Raw genomic sequence first — 22,360 nt, forward strand, 5'->3', positions numbered from 1 at the left:
CGGTAGCCTGAGTCAGAACCTGGGCCAACTTCGGACACAAAAAGCAAAAAAGCGGTAGCCTGAGTCAGAACCTGGGCCAACTTCGGACACAAAAAGCAAAAAAGCGGTAGTCAGAGTCAGAACCTGGGTCAACTTCAGACACAAAAAACAAAAATCCGTGAGTCAAAGTCCGAACCCGATGCAACTGCAAACAAAAAACTAAGAAGAATCCTCACCATAGCTTCGTCCAAATCAAAAATCAACGCCTTCCACCCCCAGCTCTGCCTTATTTTGGACCGCACATTACTCCCTTTAGCGGACATCCTATAAAAAGGAGGTGTTAGAAATGAAGAAGCTGAGTATTTTTCTTCTGATGCTCGCATTTATGGCTGGCTGCGCCAACAATAAAGCAACTGAGAGTGAATATGACCATGAGAGCCGGGATGGAGTTTCTTTTATAAATAATGATCTGGACCGCACGGAGGACAATGATACAATGGACCGGTCAATGAGCGGTGACCAGAATCCGAACTTTATCAATTTTGACGGCAAGCGCGTAGATAATCAGGATGATATCGACCAGGCCCGCAAGGTGATTGCTGCTCATGAGGGCTACCGTCCGGGAGCCGTTTGGATTAATGGGGAGGATATGTGGGTGACTGCATACCGGAAAGGCGAGATGACCCACCAGGAAAAGATGGATTCACAGGCTCGGTTGCATAAAGATCTTATTAAAGCTCTTCCGTCTTATCATGTAGAGGTAAAGGTTCAGGAAGACCGCACATAAAATGCCCTGATTACCAGGGCATTTTTTTACGCAGCTTTTCTTTTTACAATGGCTTTGTTCGAGGTTACATAACTGTGCAGCACCATGCCAATAACGACAAGGGCCATACCTGTCAAAGAGATTCCGGATGGAAGCGGGCTTGCCAGCAGCAGCACTTCACCGAGAACAGCAAAAAGGACCTCGAGAGATTGGGTTGCTTCCACAGCCCCCAGCTTCTGCATATTGCCGCGGACCAGGTCTGTGGCTGCAAAGAATAGTACAGTGGCAAAAACACCGGAAAAAAGAGCGACTAAACCGGATTGAGTGACCTGGCTGAAACTGGGCACTCCGCTTGTTGCCAGGGCGGCAGCTGAAAGCAGGAACCAAAAGGGAAGACTGGCAATTGTCATCCCGAGCACACGCTGATAGGCATCCAGCCGATTTTCACACACATCCATCATTTTGCGGTTGCCTAATGGGTAGGCGAAGGATGCGATAATCAGGGGAATGATGACAAGCAGCGTATCCCTTATTGAAATGGAGGATGCGTGCTCAGCCTGCATAACCGCAACTCCAAGGAGAATAACCAGACTCATCATCATTCCGCGTAAAGGGATTTTCCCTCTTACCTTCACCGTTCCACTTCCGGTTTGATACGCAACGAAAAAAAGCGGTGCAAGCAAGGACCCGGAGATAATGGTAATCTGCCAGGTTCCGGCAATCAGCCAGCCGGGTCCATAGACTCCTGCAAAACATAAAGGTGCGTAAAATAAACCAAATCCTACAAAACTCCATAGCAGCCATGAACCTGGAGCTTTTTTCATTTCAGCAAATAAAGGCCGCAGATTCCCCCTGAATGCCACAATAGCACCGAGCAGAGGAATCATGAAGAAATAGCGGAGCGATGCACTCCAAAGCCAGCTGCCGCCATCCATTTCCATTGCCCGGTTTAATACAAAAGTGAAAGCAAAGAAAAAGGCGGAGCAAATCCCTAATAAAATGGCCTTCATGCCGGTTCACCCCATTTCCATTTAAAAAAGCTGGTCCTTCTGCCAGCTTCCATATTTTCTAAAGAATAAAACCAATATATAGGAAATGGTTCCATCAGGCAATGACTTTTCAGAAAACTCCTGTACAAAAGAAAGCCATGAATCGTTTTGACTGTGACTATGAGCTATACTATAATTAGAATGTTATGGAGCTGCGGCTTTAAATAAAATGAACTATACCCCGACGGGAAATCCCGCGGTTATTGGATAAAAAATTGAGGTGAATGGCTGTGTTTGATCGTCTTCAATCTGTCGAGGACCGTTATGAAAGATTAAATGAGCTTTTGAGCGATCCGGAAATTGTCAATGATCCGAAAAAGCTTCGCGAATATTCAAAAGAACAGTCCGGTATTCAGGAAACTGTTGACACTTACCGAGAATATAAAGAAGTGAAAGAACAGTATCAGGATGCGCGCGCAATGCTGGAAGAGAAGCTGGATGCAGAAATGCGCGAAATGGTAAAAGAAGAATTGGCTGAGCTTGAGGAAAGAAAAGAGGAACTGGAAGCACGCTTGAAAATCCTTCTTATTCCTAAAGACCCGAATGATGATAAAAACGTTATTATGGAAATCCGCGGTGCTGCCGGCGGTGATGAAGCTGCATTGTTTGCGGGGGATTTATACCGCATGTACAGCCGCTTTGCCGAGGCGCAGGGCTGGAAGATCGATGTCATTGAAGCCAGCTCTACGGGTGTTGGCGGATATAAAGAAATCATCTTTATGATCAATGGGAATGGCGCCTATTCCAAGCTTAAGTTCGAAAATGGCGCACACCGTGTTCAGCGTGTACCGGAGACAGAGTCCGGCGGGCGCATCCACACTTCTACTGCAACAGTGGCGGTTCTTCCGGAAGCAGAAGAAGTGGAAATCGACATTCATGAAAAAGATATCCGCGTGGATACATTTGCTTCAAGCGGACCGGGCGGACAGAGTGTTAACACGACGATGTCAGCTGTTCGTCTGACTCACTTGCCGACAGGGACGGTTGTATCCTGCCAGGATGAAAAGTCACAAATCAAGAATAAAGAAAAAGCGATGAAGGTACTTCGTGCGCGTGTTTATGATAAGTTTCAGCAGGAAGCACAGGCGGAATATGACCAGCAGCGTAAATCAGCAGTAGGTACTGGAGACCGTTCTGAGCGTATCCGTACGTACAACTTCCCTCAAAACCGTGTAACCGATCACCGCATCGGCTTAACGATCCAGAAGCTTGATCAGATCCTTCAAGGCAAGCTTGATGAGGTTATTGACGCGCTGATCGTGGAAGAGCAATCTGCCAAGCTGGACAGTGCATCCAATGAGTAATCCAACAATGAAAGTATACGAAGCCCTCAACTGGGCTTCTTCTTTTTTAAAGAAGTCCAATCGTGATGAAAATGCTGGTGAGCTGCTATTGCAGCATTTTATGAAGATGAGCAGGGCAAGCTTTCTTGCTAATCTGCGTGAAGAAGTGAATTCCGAAGTCCTGTCTGAGTTCCAGAGTGCTGTGCAGGCACACGCAGAGGGCCAGCCTGTTCAGTATATCATCGGCACTGAGGAATTTTACGGGCGCACCTTCGAGGTGAATGAAAATGTGCTGATTCCAAGGCCGGAAACAGAAGAACTGGTATATCATGCTTTGCAGAAAATCAACAAGCTGTTCTGCTCTGTGAATGGTCTTGAACTGGCGGATATCGGAACCGGAAGCGGGGCGATTGCTGTTACGATGAAGCTTGAGAAACCGGAATTGAAGGTCACGGCCACAGATATCTATGGACCGACCCTTGAGCTAGCGGAAAGAAATGCAGAACAGAATGGCGCTGAAATCGAATTTGTCAAAGGAGACCTTCTGCAGCCCCTTATCTTAAAAGGAAAGAAATTTGATATCATCCTATCAAACCCTCCGTATATCCCAGAAAAGGATATTGAGTGGATGTCAGATGTAGTCACGGAGCATGAGCCGCATCGTGCCCTCTTTGCCGGGGAAGATGGGCTGGATCTGTACAAGCGCTTTACGGCAGAGCTGCCGGCTGTCATTAAAGACCGTGCCCTCATCGGCTTCGAAGTAGGTGCAGGACAAAGTGAAGCAGTATCTGCACTCCTGCAAAAAGCCTTCCCACAGGCTGCTATCGAAACCATCTACGACATAAACGGCAAAGACCGAATGGTTTTTGCGGAAATCGGGTGACAGGCACCACCCGAATTTTGTCGAAAAGAATAAAATTAATAGAAACTAGAAAAATATTAATTTTAATAGTTTAAGAATTTGCCATCCTGTCCACACTGTGGATAGTGAAGGGATGGTGGCGGAAATGATGAACACAAAAACGATTGTGAAATTATATGTACTGATTTTATCCTTAGGAACCATTTTAAGTTTATATATACCGCAAACAGAAGTGACAGCTGATGAACCGATGGTAATACCAAATGAGGCCATCAGGCTGCGCATTCTGGCCAACAGCGATAATGAAGAGGACCAGGCAGTTAAAAGAAAAGTAAGAGACGCAGTAAATGCAGAAATCACAGAGTGGGTGTCAGAGCTGACCTCTATCGATGATGCCCGCGAACTGATCCAGTCCAGATTGCCTGAGATTCAGAAGATTGCAGAACAAGTAGTAGCTGAAGAAGGAGCGAACCAAAGTGTAAATGCCGACTTTGGAAAAGTCAGCTTCCCGACGAAATTATATGGACAATTCTTATATCCTGCAGGCGAATACGAAGCAATCTTAATCACTCTTGGCGAGGGAAAAGGTGCGAACTGGTGGTGCGTGCTATTCCCTCCACTATGCTTCCTTGACTTCTCAAACGGTGTAGCTGTAAGCGAAGGCTTTGAAGAGGAAGACAAGAAGGGAGTAGTGCAAGCAGAAGAAATCGCTGCTGACACAGACTCCGAAAAGGAAACCCCTCCGGTTTATACAGAGGAAGATGAAGAACCAGCAGAAGTAAAATTCTTCTTAGTAGAAATCTGGGAAAAAATCTTCGGGTAAGCCCTGCTGCAGAGCAGGGTTTTTTTTCGGACTTCCTTCAGTCTATTTCGGGAGCGGAAAAAGTGGATTTGAAGGTCAACTTCGGACACAGAAACAAAAAAGGGGATACAGAGTCAGAACCTGGCCCAACTTGTGATACAAAAGTACAAAAAAGCGCCCACAGAGTCAGAACCTGTTCCAACTTCAAACACAGAAACAACAAAAAACCACCCAGAGTCCACCGTCCAATTCTCTTTAGAATCGTTTTAAAAAGTGGAAAATAAATTACAATTAAGACAAGCATATAACATCTTCCTTTCAAGCGTTTGAATCTACTAGAAACGGATATTTAAAGTAGTGTAACAACAAAACACAAACGTAAAAGGAGATGAAAAATTATGGCTAAAAACAACAATAAAAACAACGATAAAATGTCTCGTGAGGAACGAGGACGCATGGGTGGAGAAGCAACAAGCCGCAACCATGATAAGGAATTCTATCAGGAAATCGGCTCCAAAGGCGGAGAGGCAACAGCTGAAAACCATGACAAGGATTTCTACCAGGAAATCGGCTCCAAAGGCGGAGAAGCAACAGCTGAAAACCATGACAAGGACTTTTACCAGGAAATAGGCCAAAAAGGCGGAGAAGCAACATCCGAAAATCATGACAAAGAATTCTACCAGGAAATTGGACGCAAAGGCGGAGAAGCAACAAGTGAAAATCATGACCGCGATTTCTATGAAGAAATCGGAAGAAAAGGCGGCAACTCGAACGACTAAACCTGCCGCAGGAAAAATGCATATGATAGTAATAATATAAGTACGGCAGCCGTATCAGACAGCTGCCGTGTTTCATTTTTATAGAGTCTTTCATAATGTAAAAATATTTTTTGATTCTAGTTCTACTTTTTCTATTTTTTCATATTCATAGAGTGACAATTCGAAAATGGGGTGAAGAAATGGAAACAGGTGTAGTGAGATGTGCTCATGCTTCAGATGTGGAGAATCTGGCATCATTTCTGGAATCGGCAAACTTAAGTACGGACGGGATAAAAGAAGCAATTGAATATTTTTTAATTATGGAGAATGATTCCGGGGATATTAAGGCTACCCTGGGAATTGAACCTCATGGAAAGGTCGGTCTTTTGAGATCGCTTGTGATGACTCCGACAGCAACTGAAAAAGATTTATTTATTTTATTTGAGCAAATATTAATGCTGGCCAGGGATCGGGGCATGGAGGCATTGTATCTTGCATCGAATAAGCGGAATTCGCTGGCCTTTTTCAGCCTGCTTGGCTTTACACAGGAAGAAACAGCGGACTTGCCGGAAGTTTTATTCCACTCAGAGCACGTTAAACACATCCTGACTGTGGATAACTCTTTCTTTTTGAAATTATCCATGTGAATTGTGGGTATCTTTCCAAAGTTATACACAAATCCATCTTATTTATACACAATTTGTGGATAAAACTTGAGTTATCCAGCTTCTTCTACTATACTTTCCAAAGGAATGTTCAAAAAAATGTCGAAAACAAAGGAATTTTGACAGCAAAAAAACATTTTTTGTGAAGGTGGATAACAATGATTACAAAAAGATGGTCGGTGGATAACAGTGTGGATAAAGAAGGCAGTTATTCACAGTTTTCACAGGCTGCCGATCTGTTAAAAAATAATGAAGTGGTCGCTTTTCCAACAGAAACCGTATATGGACTAGGCGGAAATGCGGAAAATGACGATGCAGTCAAAAAAATATTCCAAGCAAAAGGACGTCCGAGTGATAATCCCCTGATTATCCACATTGCTGACAAAGCCCAGCTGGACGGGTTTGTAACTGAAATTCCCCAAAATGCACAGGCACTCATGAATGTATTTTGGCCGGGACCGCTTACGCTCATTTTTATTCTGAAGGGTGGGGTTCTTTCCCAATATGCAACAGCGGGTTTATCCACAGTGGCTGTGAGAATGCCGGATCATCCGGTGGCATTGGAGCTTCTGAAGAAAACGGGTCTTCCGATTGCTGCTCCAAGTGCAAACAGATCAGGAAGGCCAAGCCCGACAACGGCTGAGCATGTCTGGGAGGACCTGAATGGAAGAATTGCCGGTTTAGTGGACGGAGGTCCGACTGGTGTTGGTGTGGAATCAACCGTTGTGGATTGTACGGGGGAAGTGCCGGTGATCCTAAGGCCAGGAGGCATTACAAGAGAACAGCTGGAAGAGGTTGTGGGCGATGTCAGCGTAGACCCGGCCTTAGCCGATGAAAGTCAGGCGCCGAAATCTCCGGGCATGAAGTACCGTCACTATGCACCGGATGCACCTCTGTATTTAGTAGAAGGAACAAGAGAGGATATCCAGCACTTTGTTGATGATAAGAAGCAGGAAGGTCTTTCAGTTGGCGTTCTGACGACAGTGGAAAATCGGGAATTCTATCATGCTGACTATGTATATGCCTGCGGACAGCGGGAAAAGCTTGAGACCGTAGCGAGCTCCCTCTATGAAGCATTAAGATATTTCAATACTACAGATGCTGATGTTATTTTCTGTGAGATGTTTCCGGGGAAAGGTGTCGGGCATGCCATTATGAACCGCCTGATGAAGGCAGCCGGTCACAGGGTCATCAGCAGATAATAAAGAAACCGTTTCAGTATGAAGCGGTTTTTTAGTTTGTAAAAAAGATGCTGGCATTCTAAATCCGCTTGGACGTGCATATGCTGAATTAGCAAGTCCGAGGGGGAGGAAAAATGTCTGCAATGATTGGGGAAGTTTTAACATTAGGTTTAATGGCATTCGCATTGGGGATGGATGCTTTTTCAGTAGGTCTTGGCATGGGGATGTACAAACTCCGCCTCAGACAAATAGCTAAAATCGGCATCACCATTGGACTTTTCCATGTATTGATGCCGTTAATAGGAATGATAGCAGGGAGATTTCTTTCGAATACATTTGGAGCCATTGCCGGATATGTTGGCGGGGGCCTGCTCCTTTTATTAGGCGTGCAGATGATTTGGTCAAGCTTCAGAGATGATGAAGACAGCTTAATAACACCGGTTGGCATAGGGCTCCTGATTTTTGCACTGAGTGTCAGCCTTGATAGTTTTTCAGTCGGCCTAAGCCTCGGAATCTACGGAGCTAAAACCTTCCTGGTGCTCGTTTTCTTCGGAGCTGGGGCTGCCATCCTCACATGGGCCGGCCTCCTCACCGGCAGAAAAGTACAAAGCTGGATCGGCTCCTACAGCGAAGCTCTAGGAGGCGCCATCCTCCTGGCTTTCGGGGTAAAGCTGTTATTTTTATAGAAGTTCGTCTGTGTTTAAATGTTAATATTTTGTGAAAAATGAGAAGGGTGCGGGCTGCCCTTTTTTCTTTTTTTGCTTGGGAGCTATAGGTGTTTATGGGAAATTTGTCTTATAATGTAAGAAAAGTTGGATAAAGATTTATCGTAATAAACCGATATAAAGGAGGGAGAGATTCTATGGCCAATGTATTATTCGTTTGTACGGGAAATACATGCAGAAGCCCGATGGCAGAAGCCATTTTAAAAAGCAGATCGATTCCCGGTGTGGAAGTGAAGTCAGCCGGCGTATTTGCAGCAGACGGCAGTGAGGCGTCCGCGAATACGAAAAGTGTACTGGAGGAGAACGGAATTCAGCTGCAGCATCAGTCGTCCAGTATGCGTGAAGATTTAATAGTATGGGCGAACTATATTTTAACGATGACAGCCGGCCACAAAAATACGGTCCTGTCCATGTTTCCTGAAGCAGAGGGCAAAACCTTTACATTAAAAGAGTTTGCTGGTGCTGCGGGAGATATTATTGATCCATATGGGGGACCGGTTGAGATATATAGAAGTACCTTTAAAGATCTGACAGAAGCGATTGATCAAATTTTGGATCGCATAAAGAGACAAGATTAATCAGGGGGATACTATAATGGGGGAGAAAAAGGTCTATAAGTTCGGCCTTAGAAAAAAACTCGTATTATTCATCACGTTGCTGGCCATCATTACATACACAACAAGTGCTGGATTTCTCTATTTTTTATATCCAAGCATAGATGAGATGCTTCCATTTGGAGAGGCTTTTTTTACTATATTAACCTTAGGGATGGGGATTTTCTGGTCAGGGGTTCTTGCCTTTTTTGCTGCAGGCTTTATCATCAAACCATTGCAGAAACTTGAAAAAACAGCACTCATGGCTGCCAATGGCGATATCGGCCAGGATGCAGAGCTTGCAGCATCGGATGATGAAATCCGGTCATTGGGCATTGCGTTCAACCATATGCTTTCCAATTTAAGAGATATGGTTCATAAGATTGACGAGAACTTTAGAGAAACAAATGAAAAAGTCATTGCCATGTCTTCTGAGTCCTCTGCAGCTGCAGAGCAGGCAGATGCAATTGCCAGAACGATCAGTGAGATTTCCCAGGGAGCAGATAGCTCAGCCGTGTCCATTCAGTCAACAGCTGAATCCATGGAAGATGTCCTGCGCATAGCCCAGGAAGTTCAGGATACAGCAAAAGCCTCACAAAATGTTTCCGGTGAAATGGTTCAGGACCTGATGGAATCAAAGAAAGTGATTCATTCACTTATTTCCGGCATAGAAAAACTGGCTCAGGATAATGAGGAATCACTCCAGACAGTAAAGCGACTTGAGCAAAACGCCGTAAAGGTAGAGCAGATAATCCAGCTGGTCGGTGACATTGCCGCACAGACAAACCTTCTCGCTTTAAATGCTTCTATTGAAGCAGCCCGTGCGGGGGACCATGGCAAAGGGTTTGCCGTGGTCGCTGAAGAAGTTCGGAAGCTTGCAGATGAAAGTGCGCAGGCAGTCCAGGGCATTTCTGAACTGATAAAAAACATTCAGGAAGAGGTCCGTAATGTTGTTACGCAAATCTCTTATCAGGTGGAGACTGCTAATAATGAAGTGGAAAAAGGCACAAAAACAAATGAAGTAATTGAGGAAATGGCGAAAGTGGTCAATGAAATGGCTGCTTCAGTGTCTGCCATTTCAGGGCTGGTGGATAACCAAATGGAAGGCATCCAGCATACATCTACCCAAACACAGGAAGTAGCGGCCATTGCGGAAGAAACATCAGCAGGAGCACAGGAGGTTTCAGCTGCCACTCAGCAGCAGACAGCTGTAATCGGCAATGTGGAAAGGCTCGCCATCGAGCTAAAGGAGCAGGCAGAAAAATTAAACAGCACTATTACTAAATTTAAACTATAAGGGAGCCCAAATAAGGCTCCCTTTCTTTATATTTTCAAGGTTTTGTGTCAAAATAAGAGCATAATGTGTCAAAAATAAAGCGGCTTCAAACTGGAGGGTTTCATTATGAAAATTGCAATTGCATCAGACCATGGGGGACTTAATCTCCGCGAAGAAATAAAAAACCTGATGGATGAAATGGGCATTGAATATGAGGATTTTGGCTGTGAGTGCGAAACTTCGGTAGATTATCCGGATTATGCATTGCCTGTTGCTGAAAAGGTTGCAGGCGGTGAATTTGATAAAGGCATTCTGATCTGCGGAACCGGGATCGGCATGTCCATCTCTGCCAACAAAGTGAAGGGAATCCGCTGTGCGCTCGTGCATGATGTATTCAGTGCAAAAGCAACCCGTGAACATAATGACAGCAATATCCTCGCTATGGGTGAACGGGTAATTGGCCCTGGCCTTGCCCGGGAAATTGCAAAAGTATGGCTTTCAACAGATTTTGAAGGCGGCCGCCATGAAAACCGTGTCGGAAAGATTACTGCTTACGAAACGAAGTAAACTTTCGAAAGGGTGGGCTTTTTGATCGATCAATGGAAAACAGAGTTGGATACAATCATTCGTGAATTCATCGAACAAGTTCCTTTAAATGAAAAGCATATTCTTGCAGTGGGCTGCAGCACAAGTGAAGTCGCCGGGAAAAGAATAGGCACAGCCGGAACGGAACAAGTGGCTGAAATGATATTTGAGCGGCTGGACAAGCTCCGCCAGGACACAGGGGCTGCTCTTGCCTTTCAATGCTGTGAGCATTTGAACAGGGCATTAGTGGTTGAACGGGCAGTGGCCGAGGCGAAAAACCTGGAGGAAGTGGCTGTCATTCCTCACCGCAAGGCTGGCGGCGCGATGGCGACATACGCCTATGAACATTTTGAAGATCCCGTCATGGTCGAATTTATCAAGGCAGATGCGGGCATCGACATCGGAGATACCCTGATCGGCATGCACCTGAAGCATGTAGCGGTTCCCATCAGGACCTCTCAAAAATCAATCGGCGAGGCGCACGTCACCCTGGCCAAAACCAGGCCGAAACTCATCGGCGGGGCCCGGGCTATCTATGAACGAAAATCTGATAACGAATCCTGCAGATAGAAGATTTAATACCAATTAGCTGCCCCGATCATTTGATGATTGGGGCTTTAAATATTCCGTTGGGTGACAGGTACCTATACCACTTCATCAACTGGTATAGGTACCTGTCACTTTTTTTTATATAACGAGTAACATTCAACCAGGAAGAACGTGTATATAGTGCAGCTTTTAATGAGAAAGGGGGAAGAAGCCGTTGAAGGAAAGCAGGGGGAATCGGCTGGATGATTTATACCGTAATTATGCCAGACCGCTTTATTACTATTTGTATAAGATGTCCGGCTCTAAAGAAACAGCTGAAGATTTAACTCAGGAAACATTCATTAAGGCAACGGTTTCTCTCTCTTTCTATAAGCAGGAGGATGTAAGAGCATGGCTTTTTAAGGTGGCCAGGAATGCCTATCTGGATGAATGGCGGAAACGGCAGAGAAGAAATAAAATTCCTTTTGCCGGCTATTTATTTTCCAAGGGAGAAATGATCAGTCCATACGGCTTGCCTGAGGATTCAGCATTATACAAAGAATCAAAGGAAAATGTCGCAGACCTTATGAGCTGTCTGCCGGAACAATATCGTTCTATTTTATATTTAAGAGAGTTTGAGTCTTTTAGCTATAGTGAGATCCAGGAAGCACTGGATCTAACAGAAAATCAAGTGAAAGTGACACTGCATCGGGCCCGGAAAAAGCTGTCACAGCTCGCCGATGAAAAATGGAGGGAAAAACATGAATGACTGGAACAAAGAACGTGAAAAGAAAATCATGGTCAAATACCGGTATACTTTATCATTTAGAGTAATAAGGGTTATCGCTGCCTGTCTGCTTTTGTTCTGGGCATATATGATGGCTGTGAACATAATCTCCGATGCTGCTAATAGTGAAAAGAAGCATGTTTTTTACAGCAAGCTGGCTCTTGATTGGAAGCATCCGAATGTATATGAAGATTTTGGCGGGTTTGTTCATAAAGAACTAACGCCTTTTTTGACACAGAAATTGTCCTTCCCGATTTCCCGCCAGATCGGGAAAGAACCTCAGACAATCGGAGAGGTTCACATTGAAAAGAGGCTGTTAAATTCATATTCAACTGTTAAAATCGAGAAATACGAGCCACAAAATGAGAACATTTTCCGTTTCTCTCTGCCTGAAAATCCGAATAACGGTAAAAAGCTTTCTGCTGAAGTGAACCCGGGTGCCTGGACATCTCTTGAAAAAGTACACGAGGGGACTGTGGCGGAAATGGCTTTTTCCACACAATCATTCATGGAACCCGAGGAGCTTCTGAACCTTTTAAAGCCCTATGACCTGGAAGTCCTGTGGATGCCGCTGTATACTGGAGAGCTGAAGGAATTTAAGACAGGGTATGGCAGCGGAGGGAAATCAATTGAACTAACATCCATTTATGGCCTCACGGGGGGAAGAGAAGCAGGGGAAGATTATATGTCAGAATCTAGATTGACCCTGACTGAGGAATTTATAGAAGAAAATAAAAAGTTGATGCTGAAGCAGATGGAATCTCTATTAAAAAGTGAAACGCAAAGCTATTATGAAAACTTTTTAGGACTCGATCACCTGAAAGAACGCCATCAATATCTGAAAAAAAATGGCTTTACCGTCTATGGAGCAGTCGTCACCGGCCCGGTAAAAGAACTATTAAAACTAAAAGAAGAAAAGCAAATTCGTTCTCCCCGCCTCGGTGAAATGGATTATTGGAACTGGGAATAAAAGGATGGTGACAGGTACCTATACCAATCTGCCAAACTGGTATAGGTGCCTGTCGCTTTTTCAAAAAACGTGTTAAAATAAAGACGAATTTTCACATTAAGATCGATACATATAATGGCGGGCCTTAACGAGGCTTTCCTTTATTAAAAGTGTGTTGGAGAAAAGGGAGGATTCTTATGAAGCATTTAGCACAGCAAGATGAGCAGGTTTTCAAGTCGATCCAGGAAGAATTGGGACGCCAGAGATCAAAGATTGAATTAATCGCTTCTGAAAACTTTGTCAGTGAAGCGGTAATGGAAGCACAAGGTTCTGTTTTAACAAACAAGTATGCTGAAGGCTATCCAGGCCGACGTTATTATGGCGGATGTGAACATGTGGATGTAGTCGAAGATTTAGCCCGCGACCGTGCGAAAGAAATTTTCGGTGCAGAGCATGTGAACGTGCAGCCGCACTCAGGTGCACAAGCAAACATGGCTGTATACTTCACTGTATTAGAACAGGGAGACACTGTTCTTGGCATGAATCTATCCCATGGCGGACATTTAACACACGGCAGCCCTGTTAATTTCAGCGGCGTGCAGTATAATTTCGTCGAATATGGGGTGGATAAAGAAACTCATCGAATCAATTATGATGATGTGCTTGAAAAGGCCCGTCAGCATAAACCGAAACTAATTGTAGCAGGTGCAAGTGCCTATCCGCGTGAAATTGACTTCAAGCGTTTCCGTGAAATTGCCGATGAAGTCGGTGCCATGCTGATGGTTGATATGGCTCATATTGCAGGCCTTGTAGCTGCTGGGCTTCATCAGAATCCGGTTCCGTTTGCGGACTTTGTGACAACGACTACTCACAAGACATTGCGCGGACCGCGCGGCGGCATGATTCTCTGCAAAGAAGAATATGCGAAGAAAATTGATAAATCCATATTCCCTGGAATCCAGGGCGGTCCTTTAATGCACGTCATTGCGGCAAAAGCGGTTGCCTTCGGCGAAGCGCTTCAGGATGATTTCAAAACGTATGCAGGCAATATCATTTCCAATGCTAAAAAGCTGGCGGAAGCATTGCAGGCTGAAGGAATCGACCTTGTATCTCAGGGCACAGACAATCATCTGCTGCTGGTTGACCTCCGCTCCCTTGGCTTAACAGGGAAAGTGGCTGAGAAAGTACTTGATGAGGTTGGCATTACGGTCAACAAAAACACCATACCATTCGATCCGGAAAGCCCATTTGTTACAAGCGGCGTCCGCATCGGTACAGCAGCCGTTACATCCCGCGGCTTTGGCGAGAAAGAAATGCAGGAAATTGCATCCATCATCGCCTTCACACTGAAAAATCATGAAGATGAAGGAAAGCTTCAGGAAGCTGCACAGCGCGTAGAAGCTTTATCAGGCAGCTTCACTTTATATCCAGAATATTAATCAAACAGCCGGTCTCAGCTTGAGGCCGGCTTTTATAGTCTAAGCTAAAATAATGACTTTTCTTTTACAAATACGAATCATAGTTGCCGATGGAATTGTTTTTCTGTAAAATTAGACGAAGTGTGGTTCGACTAATCTGCATAATGAAAAAGGAGAGATACTTATGGCAAAGGTTTACGTTTTTGATCATCCATTAATTCAGCATAAGCTTACATACATTCGTGAAAAGAGTACAGGAACAAAGGAATTCCGCGAGCTTGTCGATGAAGTGGCGACATTGATGGCATTCGAAATTACCCGTGACATGCCTTTAGAAGAAATCACAATTGATACACCAGTCAGCACGATGAAATCCAATGTGCTTGCAGGCAAGAAGCTGGGAATCATCCCAATTTTGCGCGCAGGAATTGGAATGGTTGATGGGATCCTGAAGCTGATTCCAGCAGCAAAAGTAGGTCATATTGGCTTGTATCGCGACCCGGAAACCCTGCAGCCCGTTGAATACTATGTAAAGCTTCCAAGTGATGTAGAAGAAAGAGATTTCATCGTCGTTGACCCAATGCTTGCAACAGGCGGCTCTGCGGTTGAAGCCATCCATTCTCTGAAAAAGCGCGGAGGCAAAAACATTAAATTCATGTGCCTGATTGCAGCTCCTGAAGGCGTAGAAGCTGTTAAGGAAGCTCACCCTGACGTAGACATCTACATTGCAGCATTAGACGAAAAGTTGAACGAAAAAGGCTACATTGTTCCTGGTCTTGGCGATGCAGGCGACCGTTTATTCGGTACAAAATAATTTCTGCTTCAGTGAACCGGAAAGATTGAAAATATCTTTTAAAAAGGAGGATGCTGAAATGGATCGTCCGATTAAAGTGATGACAATTTTCGGGACAAGGCCTGAGGCTATTAAGATGGCACCCCTTGTTCTTGAACTTCAAAAATACCCTGAGCATTTTGAATCGATTGTGACTGTAACAGCACAGCATCGCGAAATGCTTGATCAGGTGTTAAATATTTTTAAGGTCACACCAGATTATGATCTGAATATCATGAAAGACCGCCAGACATTGGTGGATGTGACAACACGCGGACTTGAAGGCCTTGATAAGATTATGAAGGAAGTAAAGCCGGATATCGTGCTTGTTCACGGTGATACCACTACAACGTTTATTGCAAGCCTTGCCGCTTTCTATAACCAAATTGTCGTAGGCCATGTGGAAGCAGGACTGCGCACATGGAATAAATACTCTCCATTTCCTGAGGAAATGAACCGCCAGCTTACAGGTGTCATGGCAGATCTGCACTTCTCGCCAACATCCATGTCAGCTGAAAACCTCTTAAATGAGAATAAAAAGAGCGAAAGTATTTTCATCACCGGAAACACGGCCATTGATGCGCTTAAAACTACGGTTAAAGACACGTATCACCATGAAGTCCTGGAAAAAATCGGCGATGACCGCCTTGTGCTACTGACTGCACACCGCCGAGAAAACCTGGGCGAACCGATGCGCAATATGTTCACGGCTATTAAAAGGCTGGTAGAAGAACAGAAAGATATCCAAGTGGTATATCCTGTTCATATGAATCCGGCAGTACGGGAAATCGCATCAGAAATTCTTGGCAGCGATAACCGCATACATCTGATTGAGCCGCTTGACGTCATAGACTTCCATAACTTTGCTTCAAGAGCTCATCTGATTCTGACCGATTCGGGCGGAGTTCAGGAAGAAGCACCGTCACTTGGTGTGCCTGTTCTTGTTCTGCGCGATACAACGGAAAGGCCTGAAGGAATTGAAGCAGGCACCCTTAAGCTTGCCGGCATTGAGGAACAGCCAATTTATGATCTGGCAACTGAGCTTCTGACGGATGGGGCAGCTTATGAAAAAATGGCGAAAGCCGTAAATCCATATGGAGACGGAAATGCTTCCAAGAGAATTTGCGATGCTATCCGCTACCATTTCAAACAGACGATTGATCGTCCGGAAGAATATAAACCGCAAAACTAAAATAAATGCACCTCTCTTAAAAAAGAGGTGCATTTATTTTAGTTTTTCAAAAAGGGGAGGGGAGAAGCGGCATAATTGACCCAGGAATACCACGGTTGATATGTTGGTGGTTGGGTGGTTGATGATGGGCAGAGAAATCTATTTTATTTTTATGTTAAAAGTCTCTTTCCCCGCAAAGCTGGAAAAGTTATGATAGAGTATAGAAGAAATGGAAGGCAGAACAAAACGAAAAAATTAACGGTTAATAGGTTGATGGTTGGATGGTTATTTGCAAAATGTTGATATATCAATGTTTCCAGATGGTCTTAAGTGATTAAACGTGGTAGTCATGGTTGGAAAAACAGCGGGAGAGTAGACGTTATTGAAGGCGCATTTACCGCAAAAATAACCATGGTGGTTTTGTTGGCGGTTAGGTGGTTAGTCATGGGTAATGCCCGGTGGAAGCCGGGTGATGGGCAAGATACCAAGAAAGGTGCTGAGGACGTTGGCAAATCAGTATTTGACAATGAAGGAGCTTAAGGAAGCGCTTCCGGACATACCTGAAAATAGCTTAAAGCGTTATTTGCAGGAGCATGCAGAATACATAAACTACCGGAAAGAACATAATCGCTATAAAATTCAGGCTTCTGAAATTGAAAAGCTGAAATTTATCCGGAAATTATATTCAGATGGGCTTAAAAAAGAGGAAGTCACAGCAAAGCTTGAGGATGCAGGGATTCCGGTCATCATTACGGTGGAGGATGAGGAAGAAAGCAGCACCACCTCACTTGTGAATGTGAATTCTGAACTGACAGATATGAAAAAGCTTGTCAGCTTCCTCGTGCAGCAAAATGAGCAATCCCGTCTTACCCAGAATAAAATCAGAGAACAAAACAAACAGCTGATACATGAGGTGCATGAGCTCAAACTCACTATTGAAGATTTAAGAAATGCCCATGCACAAGGCTATGAAAAAGAGAGTGAAAAAGTCACTTCCCTTTATGAAAAACTGATGGCGACACAGAAGTCTGTAGAAGAAGTAGCCGGTGCATTAGAGGCTGAAAAAAGCAAAAGCATCTGGCAGAAGATATTTGGAAAGTAAAGGAATGCCCAAATTGCAAGATTCACGTTTAGACTGCTGTCTGCGGGGTATTGGCATAAATGATTTTATATACCCGGGAGGTCGAATAAATGAGAGCATTAGCCATTTTAGAAGGAGCATTGATTGTCTGGATCATCATGCTGCTGGGTTCATTAATGAGCACTTTCATGTCCGAAGGTCTTATCGCCCTGGTATTTAAGCTGGCAGAAGGAAAGGGAATTCTGTTTACAGTATTATTAATAGCGGCCACCATAACGGATATGTGGAGAGATAAAAAGCGGGACCGTTTAATTCAAAAAGGAAAACTGGAACCGAATCAGCTGTTTTAATACATAAAGGAAGAAAGCCATCATATTTGATGGCTTTTTTATTTTTCTTATAATCTAAAAGTACTGTTTTCTGAAAATACAAAAAACTATATTGATAATCAATAGAAAGATAGATACTATTAATTATACAGAATATTGTATATTGGTATATCTGTAAAGGAGATGAAGATTTGAAAAGGTTAAGGTTATTGTTAATTGTCCTTGCATTAGTCTTAAGTTCTGCAGCTTTTTCCGGAAATATGGTAAATGCCAAAGAACGGTCCGGCCAGAAATTGAGTCATAGCCACCCGAAAAAGGCTGGCTTTGATCCTGAGCAATTGAAGGGTATTGATAAAGCCATTACGGAGGCTATTGCTGATGGTGTTACACCGGGTGCGGTAGTTCTTGTAGCCAAGGATGGAAAGATTGTCAAAGAGGAAGCGTATGGAAATGCACAAAAGTATGATATGGGGGAAACGCTTAAAAACCCTAGAAAAATGAAAAAGAAAACAATGTTTGATCTTGCTTCCGTTACGAAGGTAATGGGAACAACCCAAGGTATAATGAAACTTGTTAGTGAGGGTGAACTCTCAGTCAATGACAGGGTATCTGACTTTATTCCTGAGTTTGCTCAGTATGGAAAAGAAGATATTACTGTAGCTGACCTGCTGACACATACCTCTGGTTTAACTCCCTGGAAGCCGACATACCTTTACGCTGATAATTCGGAAGAGGTTCTGAATTATATAAATCAGCTGCCACTTGAATATCCGACTGGCACGGACAGGAGATATAGTGATTTTAGCTTTATGATGCTGGGTTTTTTAATTGAAGAGGTCAGCGGGCAAAAATTGGATAAGTACTTAGAAGAAAATATTTATAAACCTTTAAAAATGAATGATACGATGTTTACTCCACCGGAACATTTCAAGAAAAAAATTGCGGCTACCTCCTGGGGAAATCCTTATGAGTATAAAATGATTGATGATCCTAATTTCGGTTACTATGTTGAAGAAAGCCCGGATATGTTTAAATACTGGAGGAATTACACCCTAGTTGGAGAAGTTAATGATGGAAATAGCTTCTATGGCAATAAAGGTATTGCTGGCCATGCCGGTTTATTTTCGACAGCAAGGGACCTTGCTGTATTGGGCCAGACCATGTTAAATGGCGGAACATATGGAAAAGCAAACATGTATGATAAAGAAGTGATTGATCTCTTTACCTCTCCTCAGCGCTTTGGCCAGGGATATGGCTGGGAGCTGGACAAAAGCTGGTACATGGGAGATCACTATTCTGACAAAGCCTTTGGCCATACTGGTTTTACTGGAACACAGATTATTATAGACCCAGAGGAAAACCTTCAGATTATCCTGCTGACGAACAAACAAAACAATGGTCCTTTATCAAGCGGATCTTACAGGAGTACAGGTGCTCTTTCTAAACAAGTTGCTAATATTGTCTATGAATCCCTGAACTAGCCTTAATTTTATATTGATTTACGCATACAAGGCATCAATACAGCCCACCCTAAAACAAAAAGAGGGTGGGTTTTTATATGAAAAAATTGTTTCTGCTTCTAACCGTCATGTCATTATTCTTCAGTCAAACTCCTGTTTCGGCCCGGACACTTTCACACCCTCCTATACCGGAAGAGTCACCTGATATAGAAAAAGTGGCAATCGTTGTATTAAGTGACGCAAAGAAGGAACAGGAAATAAAACAAATGATCGAACAAAATCCTGAGCTGCAAATCAGGCATACATTCAATCAGGCTTTAAACGGCTTTTCGGTTAAAGGAAAATCATCTGCTTTGCAAAGTCTGCAAAAGCTAGAGTCAGTCACTTCTGTTTCACCGGTTAATACGTACCATGTTCATTCCAATGACAATATCAAGCTGATTGGCGGCCTCAATGCCAGAGGCTATTATGATGAAAATAATCAGCGTCTCACAGGCAAGGGTGTGAAAGTCGGCGTGATTGACACCGGCATTGATTACAACCATTCTGACTTGAGAAGAAGCTACGGCGGCGGGCGCGATCTGGTGGATAATGATAAGGATCCGATGGAAACAAAGGCTGCCGGGGGACAAGGCACGCTGCACGGCACTCACGTCGCGGGTATTATTGCGGCAAATGGCAGGATTCAGGGCGTTGCACCGGAAGCAACTATTATCGCTTACAGGGCTCTCGGACCAGGCGGAAGCGGAACAACAGAACAAGTAATAGCAGCCATCGAACAGGCTATTAAGGATAAAGTGGATGTGTTAAACCTTTCATTGGGAAACAACGTAAACGGGCCAGACCTTCCGATAAGCATGGCTCTGAATAAAGCGGTTGAAAAAGGAATAACGGCTGTCACTTCATCAGGAAATTCGGGGCCAAATATTTGGACAGTGGGATCTCCAGGAACGGCGTCGAAAGCAATTTCTGTCGGAGCCTCTACACCAACAATCAAGGTGCCGATATTGAGTATAAATGGACGCGAAATCCGCCTTGATTTGCTGCAGGGTTCAAGGGAGTGGGAATTTGATCGCTCATATGAAATTGTCGATGGAGGACTCGGGCATACGGTTGAATTGAAGAATGCGGAAGGAAAAATCGTACTGGTGGAAAGAGGGGAAATGACGTTTACGGATAAAGCTGTCCATGCGATGGAAGCAGGCGCAGAGGGAATTATTATTTATAATAACACAAAAGGCAGATTCTTCGGCAATCTGGACAGCGAGGTTCCTATTCCGGCAGCGGCGCTTTCAAAGGAAGAAGGCGAGAGGATCAAGAAGCTTTTAAAAGAAAAGGGAAGGCTCCTTGCCCGGACTAATATAATAGAAGAAAGGGACATCCTGGCCGACTTCAGCTCCCGCGGACCTGTTACATCCACATGGGAAATTAAACCGGATGTTGTGGCGCCGGGGGTCGCCATAAATAGCACGATTCCCGGCGGCTACCTGCCGCTTCAGGGGACAAGTATGGCCGCTCCGCATGTGGCTGGTGCCTGTGCCATCCTGAAACAGGCACATCCCGAATGGGGACCGGAACAGATTAAGGCAGCACTCATGAATACCGCTAAGCTAATAAGGAACTCGGAAGGACGGACATATAGAACCTATGAGCAGGGGGCCGGCAGGATACAGCTTGATCAGGCGCTGAAGGCAGAAACGCTTGTATTACCGGCTTCCATGCAATTCGGCAAATTTCAGATCGCAGACAGGCTGCATGACCACAGCAGTTTTATAACGGTTGAAAATATAAGTGGAAAAACGCAGTCTTATTCCTTTTCCGTACCTTATAAGGAGCAGGGCATCAATTGGGAAATGCCAATGACCTTCCGATTGAATCCGGGTGAAAAGAAAAAGGTCGAAATCAAAATGTCTGCAGATCCGACCCTTTTAAAGAATAAGATCCATGACGGGTACCTACTATTGAAAGCAGGTTCTGAAAGTATCCATGTTCCATACCTGTATGTACTTGAGGAGCCTGATTACCCAAGGGTGATGGGATTCGGAATTGGCAAAGGGGATAAACCGGGAACGTATCGGTATGAAGTATATCTGCCTGGCGGTGCGGAGGAGTTCGGAATTGCGATGTTTGATTCGGAAAGCCTTCGGTTCATGGGATTTCTGGATTGGAAAAGAAATGCCGGCAAGGGACAGCTGCTGCAGGAAATCCCTGCAGAAAAGCTGCCAGGGCCGGGTCTTTACCTGGCGAAGGTGTTTGCTAAAAAGGCTGGCCGGGAAGATTGGCTTGAAACTTATATATTTGTGAGGCCGGATGGCCAGCTGGGGGATCCGGTGCCTTCAGAAGCAGAGGAGATCAAAAAGTAAGCGAAAAAAGGTTTTCAGGAGCGATGCAGATTCTCGCTCCTTTTTCAATATAAAAGCGGAAAATTAAATGTGATAAATATGTGAACATACCATATTTTTACCTTTTTGTTTGTGAACTTTTTCACTCCAAACGCATTGACATTGACAAAGCCCTATTGTATGCTTACAAAGGGTAAAAGATGATAGGGTTTTCAAAATATTTTTGCAGACATATTTCCCACTTCTGCATGATGTTTAACTGATTTTTTACGGCCTCAAAACCCTCTTACCATTCTCTTTAAGGGAGGATGCGTTTTAATGCGTCAAAAAGACCGCAACCCATTTAAGGCGATGGCCTTAATGTCCGCCATTCTTTCCCAGTTAGTAGGTTCCACGCTCATTGGCATTTTCGCCGGAAGATGGCTTGACAGCAAGGCAGGAACTGAGCCTTTATTCCTATTAATCGGCTTGTTCATTGGGCTGGGCGCCGGGATTTACGCCATGCTTCGCCTAATCCAACATTTTTTCACAGGAGAATGAACATCATGCCGGAAATCAAAGCAACTTTTCAAAGACAGCGAAAATACATATTCCTTTTGTTGTCTGTATATGTTCTCGGCTGGGGTTTTACACCTTATCAATCTATTTTTCTGGGCTTGATCTTCGGGACATGCTTAAGTCTGTTCAATTTGTGGCTGATTTCACGAAAGGCGCTGCAATTTGGAGAGGCAGTCGAGAGAGGCGAGAAGGTGCGTTCACTTGGAACGGTATCCAGGATGGCTACAGCAGTATTTGCTGTTATGATCGCTCTGGAATATCCTGAAAAGCTGCATCTGATCAGTGTGGTATTTGGATTAATGACATCCTATATTGTCATTATGATAGATTATTTTCTTCAATCTTTTCAATTACGTAAATAGCGGGAAGAGAGGTGAACAC

General features: G+C 44.2%; 24 protein-coding genes. 23 read left to right on the plus strand and 1 reads right to left on the minus strand.

Annotated features, from left to right (window positions below):
• Positions 1-325 precede the first annotated feature (325 nt).
• A complete protein-coding gene (locus tag NSQ49_RS13800) occupies positions 326-766 on the plus strand; it encodes a hypothetical protein (RefSeq protein WP_159863474.1) in 441 nt (146 codons plus the stop codon).
• A gap of 26 nt (positions 767-792) precedes the next feature.
• Here NSQ49_RS13800 and NSQ49_RS13805 read toward each other — a convergent pair whose 3' ends face one another.
• Entirely contained in the window at positions 793-1,755 is a 963-nt protein-coding gene (locus tag NSQ49_RS13805) for a DMT family transporter (RefSeq protein ID WP_251283446.1), read from the minus strand.
• A gap of 269 nt (positions 1,756-2,024) precedes the next feature.
• On the opposite strand from NSQ49_RS13805, the gene prfA reads away from it, so the two are divergent.
• From prfA to NSQ49_RS13915, 22 genes are all read left to right on the plus strand, one after another.
• Entirely contained in the window at positions 2,025-3,098 is a 1,074-nt protein-coding gene (prfA, locus tag NSQ49_RS13810; RefSeq protein ID WP_159863472.1) for a peptide chain release factor 1, read from the plus strand.
• 7 nt (positions 3,099-3,105) lie between these two features.
• Positions 3,106-3,960, plus strand: a complete 855-nt coding sequence (gene prmC, locus NSQ49_RS13815) for a peptide chain release factor N(5)-glutamine methyltransferase (RefSeq protein WP_251283451.1) — start codon at positions 3,106-3,108, stop codon at positions 3,958-3,960.
• Between the two features lie 127 nt (positions 3,961-4,087).
• The gene (spoIIR, locus tag NSQ49_RS13820) at positions 4,088-4,762 is read left to right on the plus strand and encodes a stage II sporulation protein R (RefSeq protein WP_236566187.1); all 675 of its coding nucleotides are present in this window, start codon (positions 4,088-4,090) and stop codon (positions 4,760-4,762) included.
• A 377-nt stretch (positions 4,763-5,139) separates the two neighbouring features.
• The gene (gene gsiB, locus NSQ49_RS13825) at positions 5,140-5,520 is read left to right on the plus strand and encodes a glucose starvation-inducible protein GsiB (RefSeq protein ID WP_251283445.1); all 381 of its coding nucleotides are present in this window, start codon (positions 5,140-5,142) and stop codon (positions 5,518-5,520) included.
• Positions 5,521-5,699: 179 nt separating this feature from the next.
• The gene (locus tag NSQ49_RS13830) at positions 5,700-6,146 is read left to right on the plus strand and encodes a GNAT family N-acetyltransferase (RefSeq protein WP_159863468.1); all 447 of its coding nucleotides are present in this window, start codon (positions 5,700-5,702) and stop codon (positions 6,144-6,146) included.
• A gap of 176 nt (positions 6,147-6,322) precedes the next feature.
• The gene (locus NSQ49_RS13835; RefSeq protein ID WP_159863467.1) at positions 6,323-7,366 is read left to right on the plus strand and encodes an L-threonylcarbamoyladenylate synthase; all 1,044 of its coding nucleotides are present in this window, start codon (positions 6,323-6,325) and stop codon (positions 7,364-7,366) included.
• Positions 7,367-7,479: 113 nt separating this feature from the next.
• Positions 7,480-8,031 (plus strand): manganese efflux pump MntP, encoded by a 552-nt coding sequence (locus NSQ49_RS13840; RefSeq protein WP_159863466.1) that lies wholly within the window; start codon positions 7,480-7,482, stop codon positions 8,029-8,031.
• A 176-nt stretch (positions 8,032-8,207) separates the two neighbouring features.
• Positions 8,208-8,648 carry a low molecular weight protein arginine phosphatase gene (locus tag NSQ49_RS13845; protein ID WP_251283444.1) on the plus strand — a complete coding sequence of 147 codons (441 nt, stop codon included), beginning with the start codon at positions 8,208-8,210 and terminating at the stop codon, positions 8,646-8,648.
• 16 nt (positions 8,649-8,664) lie between these two features.
• Positions 8,665-9,960: a methyl-accepting chemotaxis protein gene (locus NSQ49_RS13850; RefSeq protein WP_251283443.1), complete on the plus strand. Its 1,296-nt coding sequence runs from the start codon at positions 8,665-8,667 to the stop codon at positions 9,958-9,960.
• A 105-nt stretch (positions 9,961-10,065) separates the two neighbouring features.
• A complete protein-coding gene (rpiB, locus tag NSQ49_RS13855; protein WP_035327960.1) occupies positions 10,066-10,506 on the plus strand; it encodes a ribose 5-phosphate isomerase B in 441 nt (146 codons plus the stop codon).
• 21 nt (positions 10,507-10,527) lie between these two features.
• Positions 10,528-11,094: a TIGR01440 family protein gene (locus tag NSQ49_RS13860; protein ID WP_159863463.1), complete on the plus strand. Its 567-nt coding sequence runs from the start codon at positions 10,528-10,530 to the stop codon at positions 11,092-11,094.
• 193 nt (positions 11,095-11,287) lie between these two features.
• Positions 11,288-11,821, plus strand: a complete 534-nt coding sequence (locus NSQ49_RS13865; protein ID WP_251283441.1) for a sigma-70 family RNA polymerase sigma factor — start codon at positions 11,288-11,290, stop codon at positions 11,819-11,821.
• Positions 11,814-12,809 carry an anti-sigma factor gene (locus NSQ49_RS13870; RefSeq protein ID WP_251283440.1) on the plus strand — a complete coding sequence of 332 codons (996 nt, stop codon included), beginning with the start codon at positions 11,814-11,816 and terminating at the stop codon, positions 12,807-12,809. Before NSQ49_RS13865 ends, NSQ49_RS13870 begins: the two co-directional genes overlap by 8 nt.
• A 176-nt stretch (positions 12,810-12,985) precedes the next feature.
• Positions 12,986-14,227 (plus strand): serine hydroxymethyltransferase, encoded by a 1,242-nt coding sequence (glyA, locus tag NSQ49_RS13875; RefSeq protein ID WP_251283439.1) that lies wholly within the window; start codon positions 12,986-12,988, stop codon positions 14,225-14,227.
• Between the two features lie 163 nt (positions 14,228-14,390).
• Complete coding sequence (upp, locus tag NSQ49_RS13880) at positions 14,391-15,020, plus strand: uracil phosphoribosyltransferase (protein WP_159863459.1); 630 nt, start codon at positions 14,391-14,393, stop codon at positions 15,018-15,020.
• 58 nt (positions 15,021-15,078) lie between these two features.
• Positions 15,079-16,230 carry a non-hydrolyzing UDP-N-acetylglucosamine 2-epimerase gene (gene wecB / locus NSQ49_RS13885; RefSeq protein ID WP_251283438.1) on the plus strand — a complete coding sequence of 384 codons (1,152 nt, stop codon included), beginning with the start codon at positions 15,079-15,081 and terminating at the stop codon, positions 16,228-16,230.
• Positions 16,231-16,681: 451 nt separating this feature from the next.
• On the plus strand, positions 16,682-17,311 hold the full coding sequence (locus tag NSQ49_RS13890) for a hypothetical protein (RefSeq protein WP_236566180.1): 630 nt from the start codon (positions 16,682-16,684) through the stop codon (positions 17,309-17,311).
• A gap of 89 nt (positions 17,312-17,400) precedes the next feature.
• The gene (locus NSQ49_RS13895; protein WP_159863457.1) at positions 17,401-17,640 is read left to right on the plus strand and encodes a hypothetical protein; all 240 of its coding nucleotides are present in this window, start codon (positions 17,401-17,403) and stop codon (positions 17,638-17,640) included.
• Between the two features lie 170 nt (positions 17,641-17,810).
• Complete coding sequence (locus NSQ49_RS13900; RefSeq protein ID WP_251283436.1) at positions 17,811-19,100, plus strand: serine hydrolase; 1,290 nt, start codon at positions 17,811-17,813, stop codon at positions 19,098-19,100.
• A gap of 77 nt (positions 19,101-19,177) precedes the next feature.
• Entirely contained in the window at positions 19,178-21,442 is a 2,265-nt protein-coding gene (locus NSQ49_RS13905; RefSeq protein ID WP_251283434.1) for a S8 family serine peptidase, read from the plus strand.
• Between the two features lie 297 nt (positions 21,443-21,739).
• Positions 21,740-21,961: an AtpZ/AtpI family protein gene (locus tag NSQ49_RS13910; protein ID WP_048007940.1), complete on the plus strand. Its 222-nt coding sequence runs from the start codon at positions 21,740-21,742 to the stop codon at positions 21,959-21,961.
• A gap of 5 nt (positions 21,962-21,966) precedes the next feature.
• Positions 21,967-22,341, plus strand: a complete 375-nt coding sequence (locus NSQ49_RS13915) for an ATP synthase subunit I (protein ID WP_159863241.1) — start codon at positions 21,967-21,969, stop codon at positions 22,339-22,341.
• Positions 22,342-22,360 lie beyond the last annotated feature (19 nt).

Source organism: Cytobacillus sp. FSL R5-0377 (genome assembly GCF_038004385.1).
Taxonomy (GTDB): Bacteria; Bacillota; Bacilli; order Bacillales; family Cytobacillaceae; genus Cytobacillus.

Coding starts and splice junctions, on each gene's coding strand:
- NSQ49_RS13800 (WP_159863474.1), top strand. CDS start 326: ATGAAGAAGCTGAGTATTTTTCTTCTGATGCTCGCATTTATGGCTGGC.
- NSQ49_RS13805 (WP_251283446.1), bottom strand. CDS start 1,755: ATGAAGGCCATTTTATTAGGGATTTGCTCCGCCTTTTTCTTTGCTTTC.
- prmC (WP_251283451.1), top strand. CDS start 3,106: ATGAAAGTATACGAAGCCCTCAACTGGGCTTCTTCTTTTTTAAAGAAG.
- spoIIR (WP_236566187.1), top strand. CDS start 4,088: ATGAACACAAAAACGATTGTGAAATTATATGTACTGATTTTATCCTTA.
- gsiB (WP_251283445.1), top strand. CDS start 5,140: ATGGCTAAAAACAACAATAAAAACAACGATAAAATGTCTCGTGAGGAA.
- NSQ49_RS13830 (WP_159863468.1), top strand. CDS start 5,700: ATGGAAACAGGTGTAGTGAGATGTGCTCATGCTTCAGATGTGGAGAAT.
- NSQ49_RS13835 (WP_159863467.1), top strand. CDS start 6,323: ATGATTACAAAAAGATGGTCGGTGGATAACAGTGTGGATAAAGAAGGC.
- NSQ49_RS13840 (WP_159863466.1), top strand. CDS start 7,480: ATGTCTGCAATGATTGGGGAAGTTTTAACATTAGGTTTAATGGCATTC.
- NSQ49_RS13845 (WP_251283444.1), top strand. CDS start 8,208: ATGGCCAATGTATTATTCGTTTGTACGGGAAATACATGCAGAAGCCCG.
- NSQ49_RS13850 (WP_251283443.1), top strand. CDS start 8,665: ATGGGGGAGAAAAAGGTCTATAAGTTCGGCCTTAGAAAAAAACTCGTA.
- rpiB (WP_035327960.1), top strand. CDS start 10,066: ATGAAAATTGCAATTGCATCAGACCATGGGGGACTTAATCTCCGCGAA.
- NSQ49_RS13870 (WP_251283440.1), top strand. CDS start 11,814: ATGAATGACTGGAACAAAGAACGTGAAAAGAAAATCATGGTCAAATAC.
- glyA (WP_251283439.1), top strand. CDS start 12,986: ATGAAGCATTTAGCACAGCAAGATGAGCAGGTTTTCAAGTCGATCCAG.
- upp (WP_159863459.1), top strand. CDS start 14,391: ATGGCAAAGGTTTACGTTTTTGATCATCCATTAATTCAGCATAAGCTT.
- wecB (WP_251283438.1), top strand. CDS start 15,079: ATGGATCGTCCGATTAAAGTGATGACAATTTTCGGGACAAGGCCTGAG.
- NSQ49_RS13890 (WP_236566180.1), top strand. CDS start 16,682: ATGGGCAAGATACCAAGAAAGGTGCTGAGGACGTTGGCAAATCAGTAT.
- NSQ49_RS13895 (WP_159863457.1), top strand. CDS start 17,401: ATGAGAGCATTAGCCATTTTAGAAGGAGCATTGATTGTCTGGATCATC.
- NSQ49_RS13905 (WP_251283434.1), top strand. CDS start 19,178: ATGAAAAAATTGTTTCTGCTTCTAACCGTCATGTCATTATTCTTCAGT.
- NSQ49_RS13910 (WP_048007940.1), top strand. CDS start 21,740: ATGCGTCAAAAAGACCGCAACCCATTTAAGGCGATGGCCTTAATGTCC.
- NSQ49_RS13915 (WP_159863241.1), top strand. CDS start 21,967: ATGCCGGAAATCAAAGCAACTTTTCAAAGACAGCGAAAATACATATTC.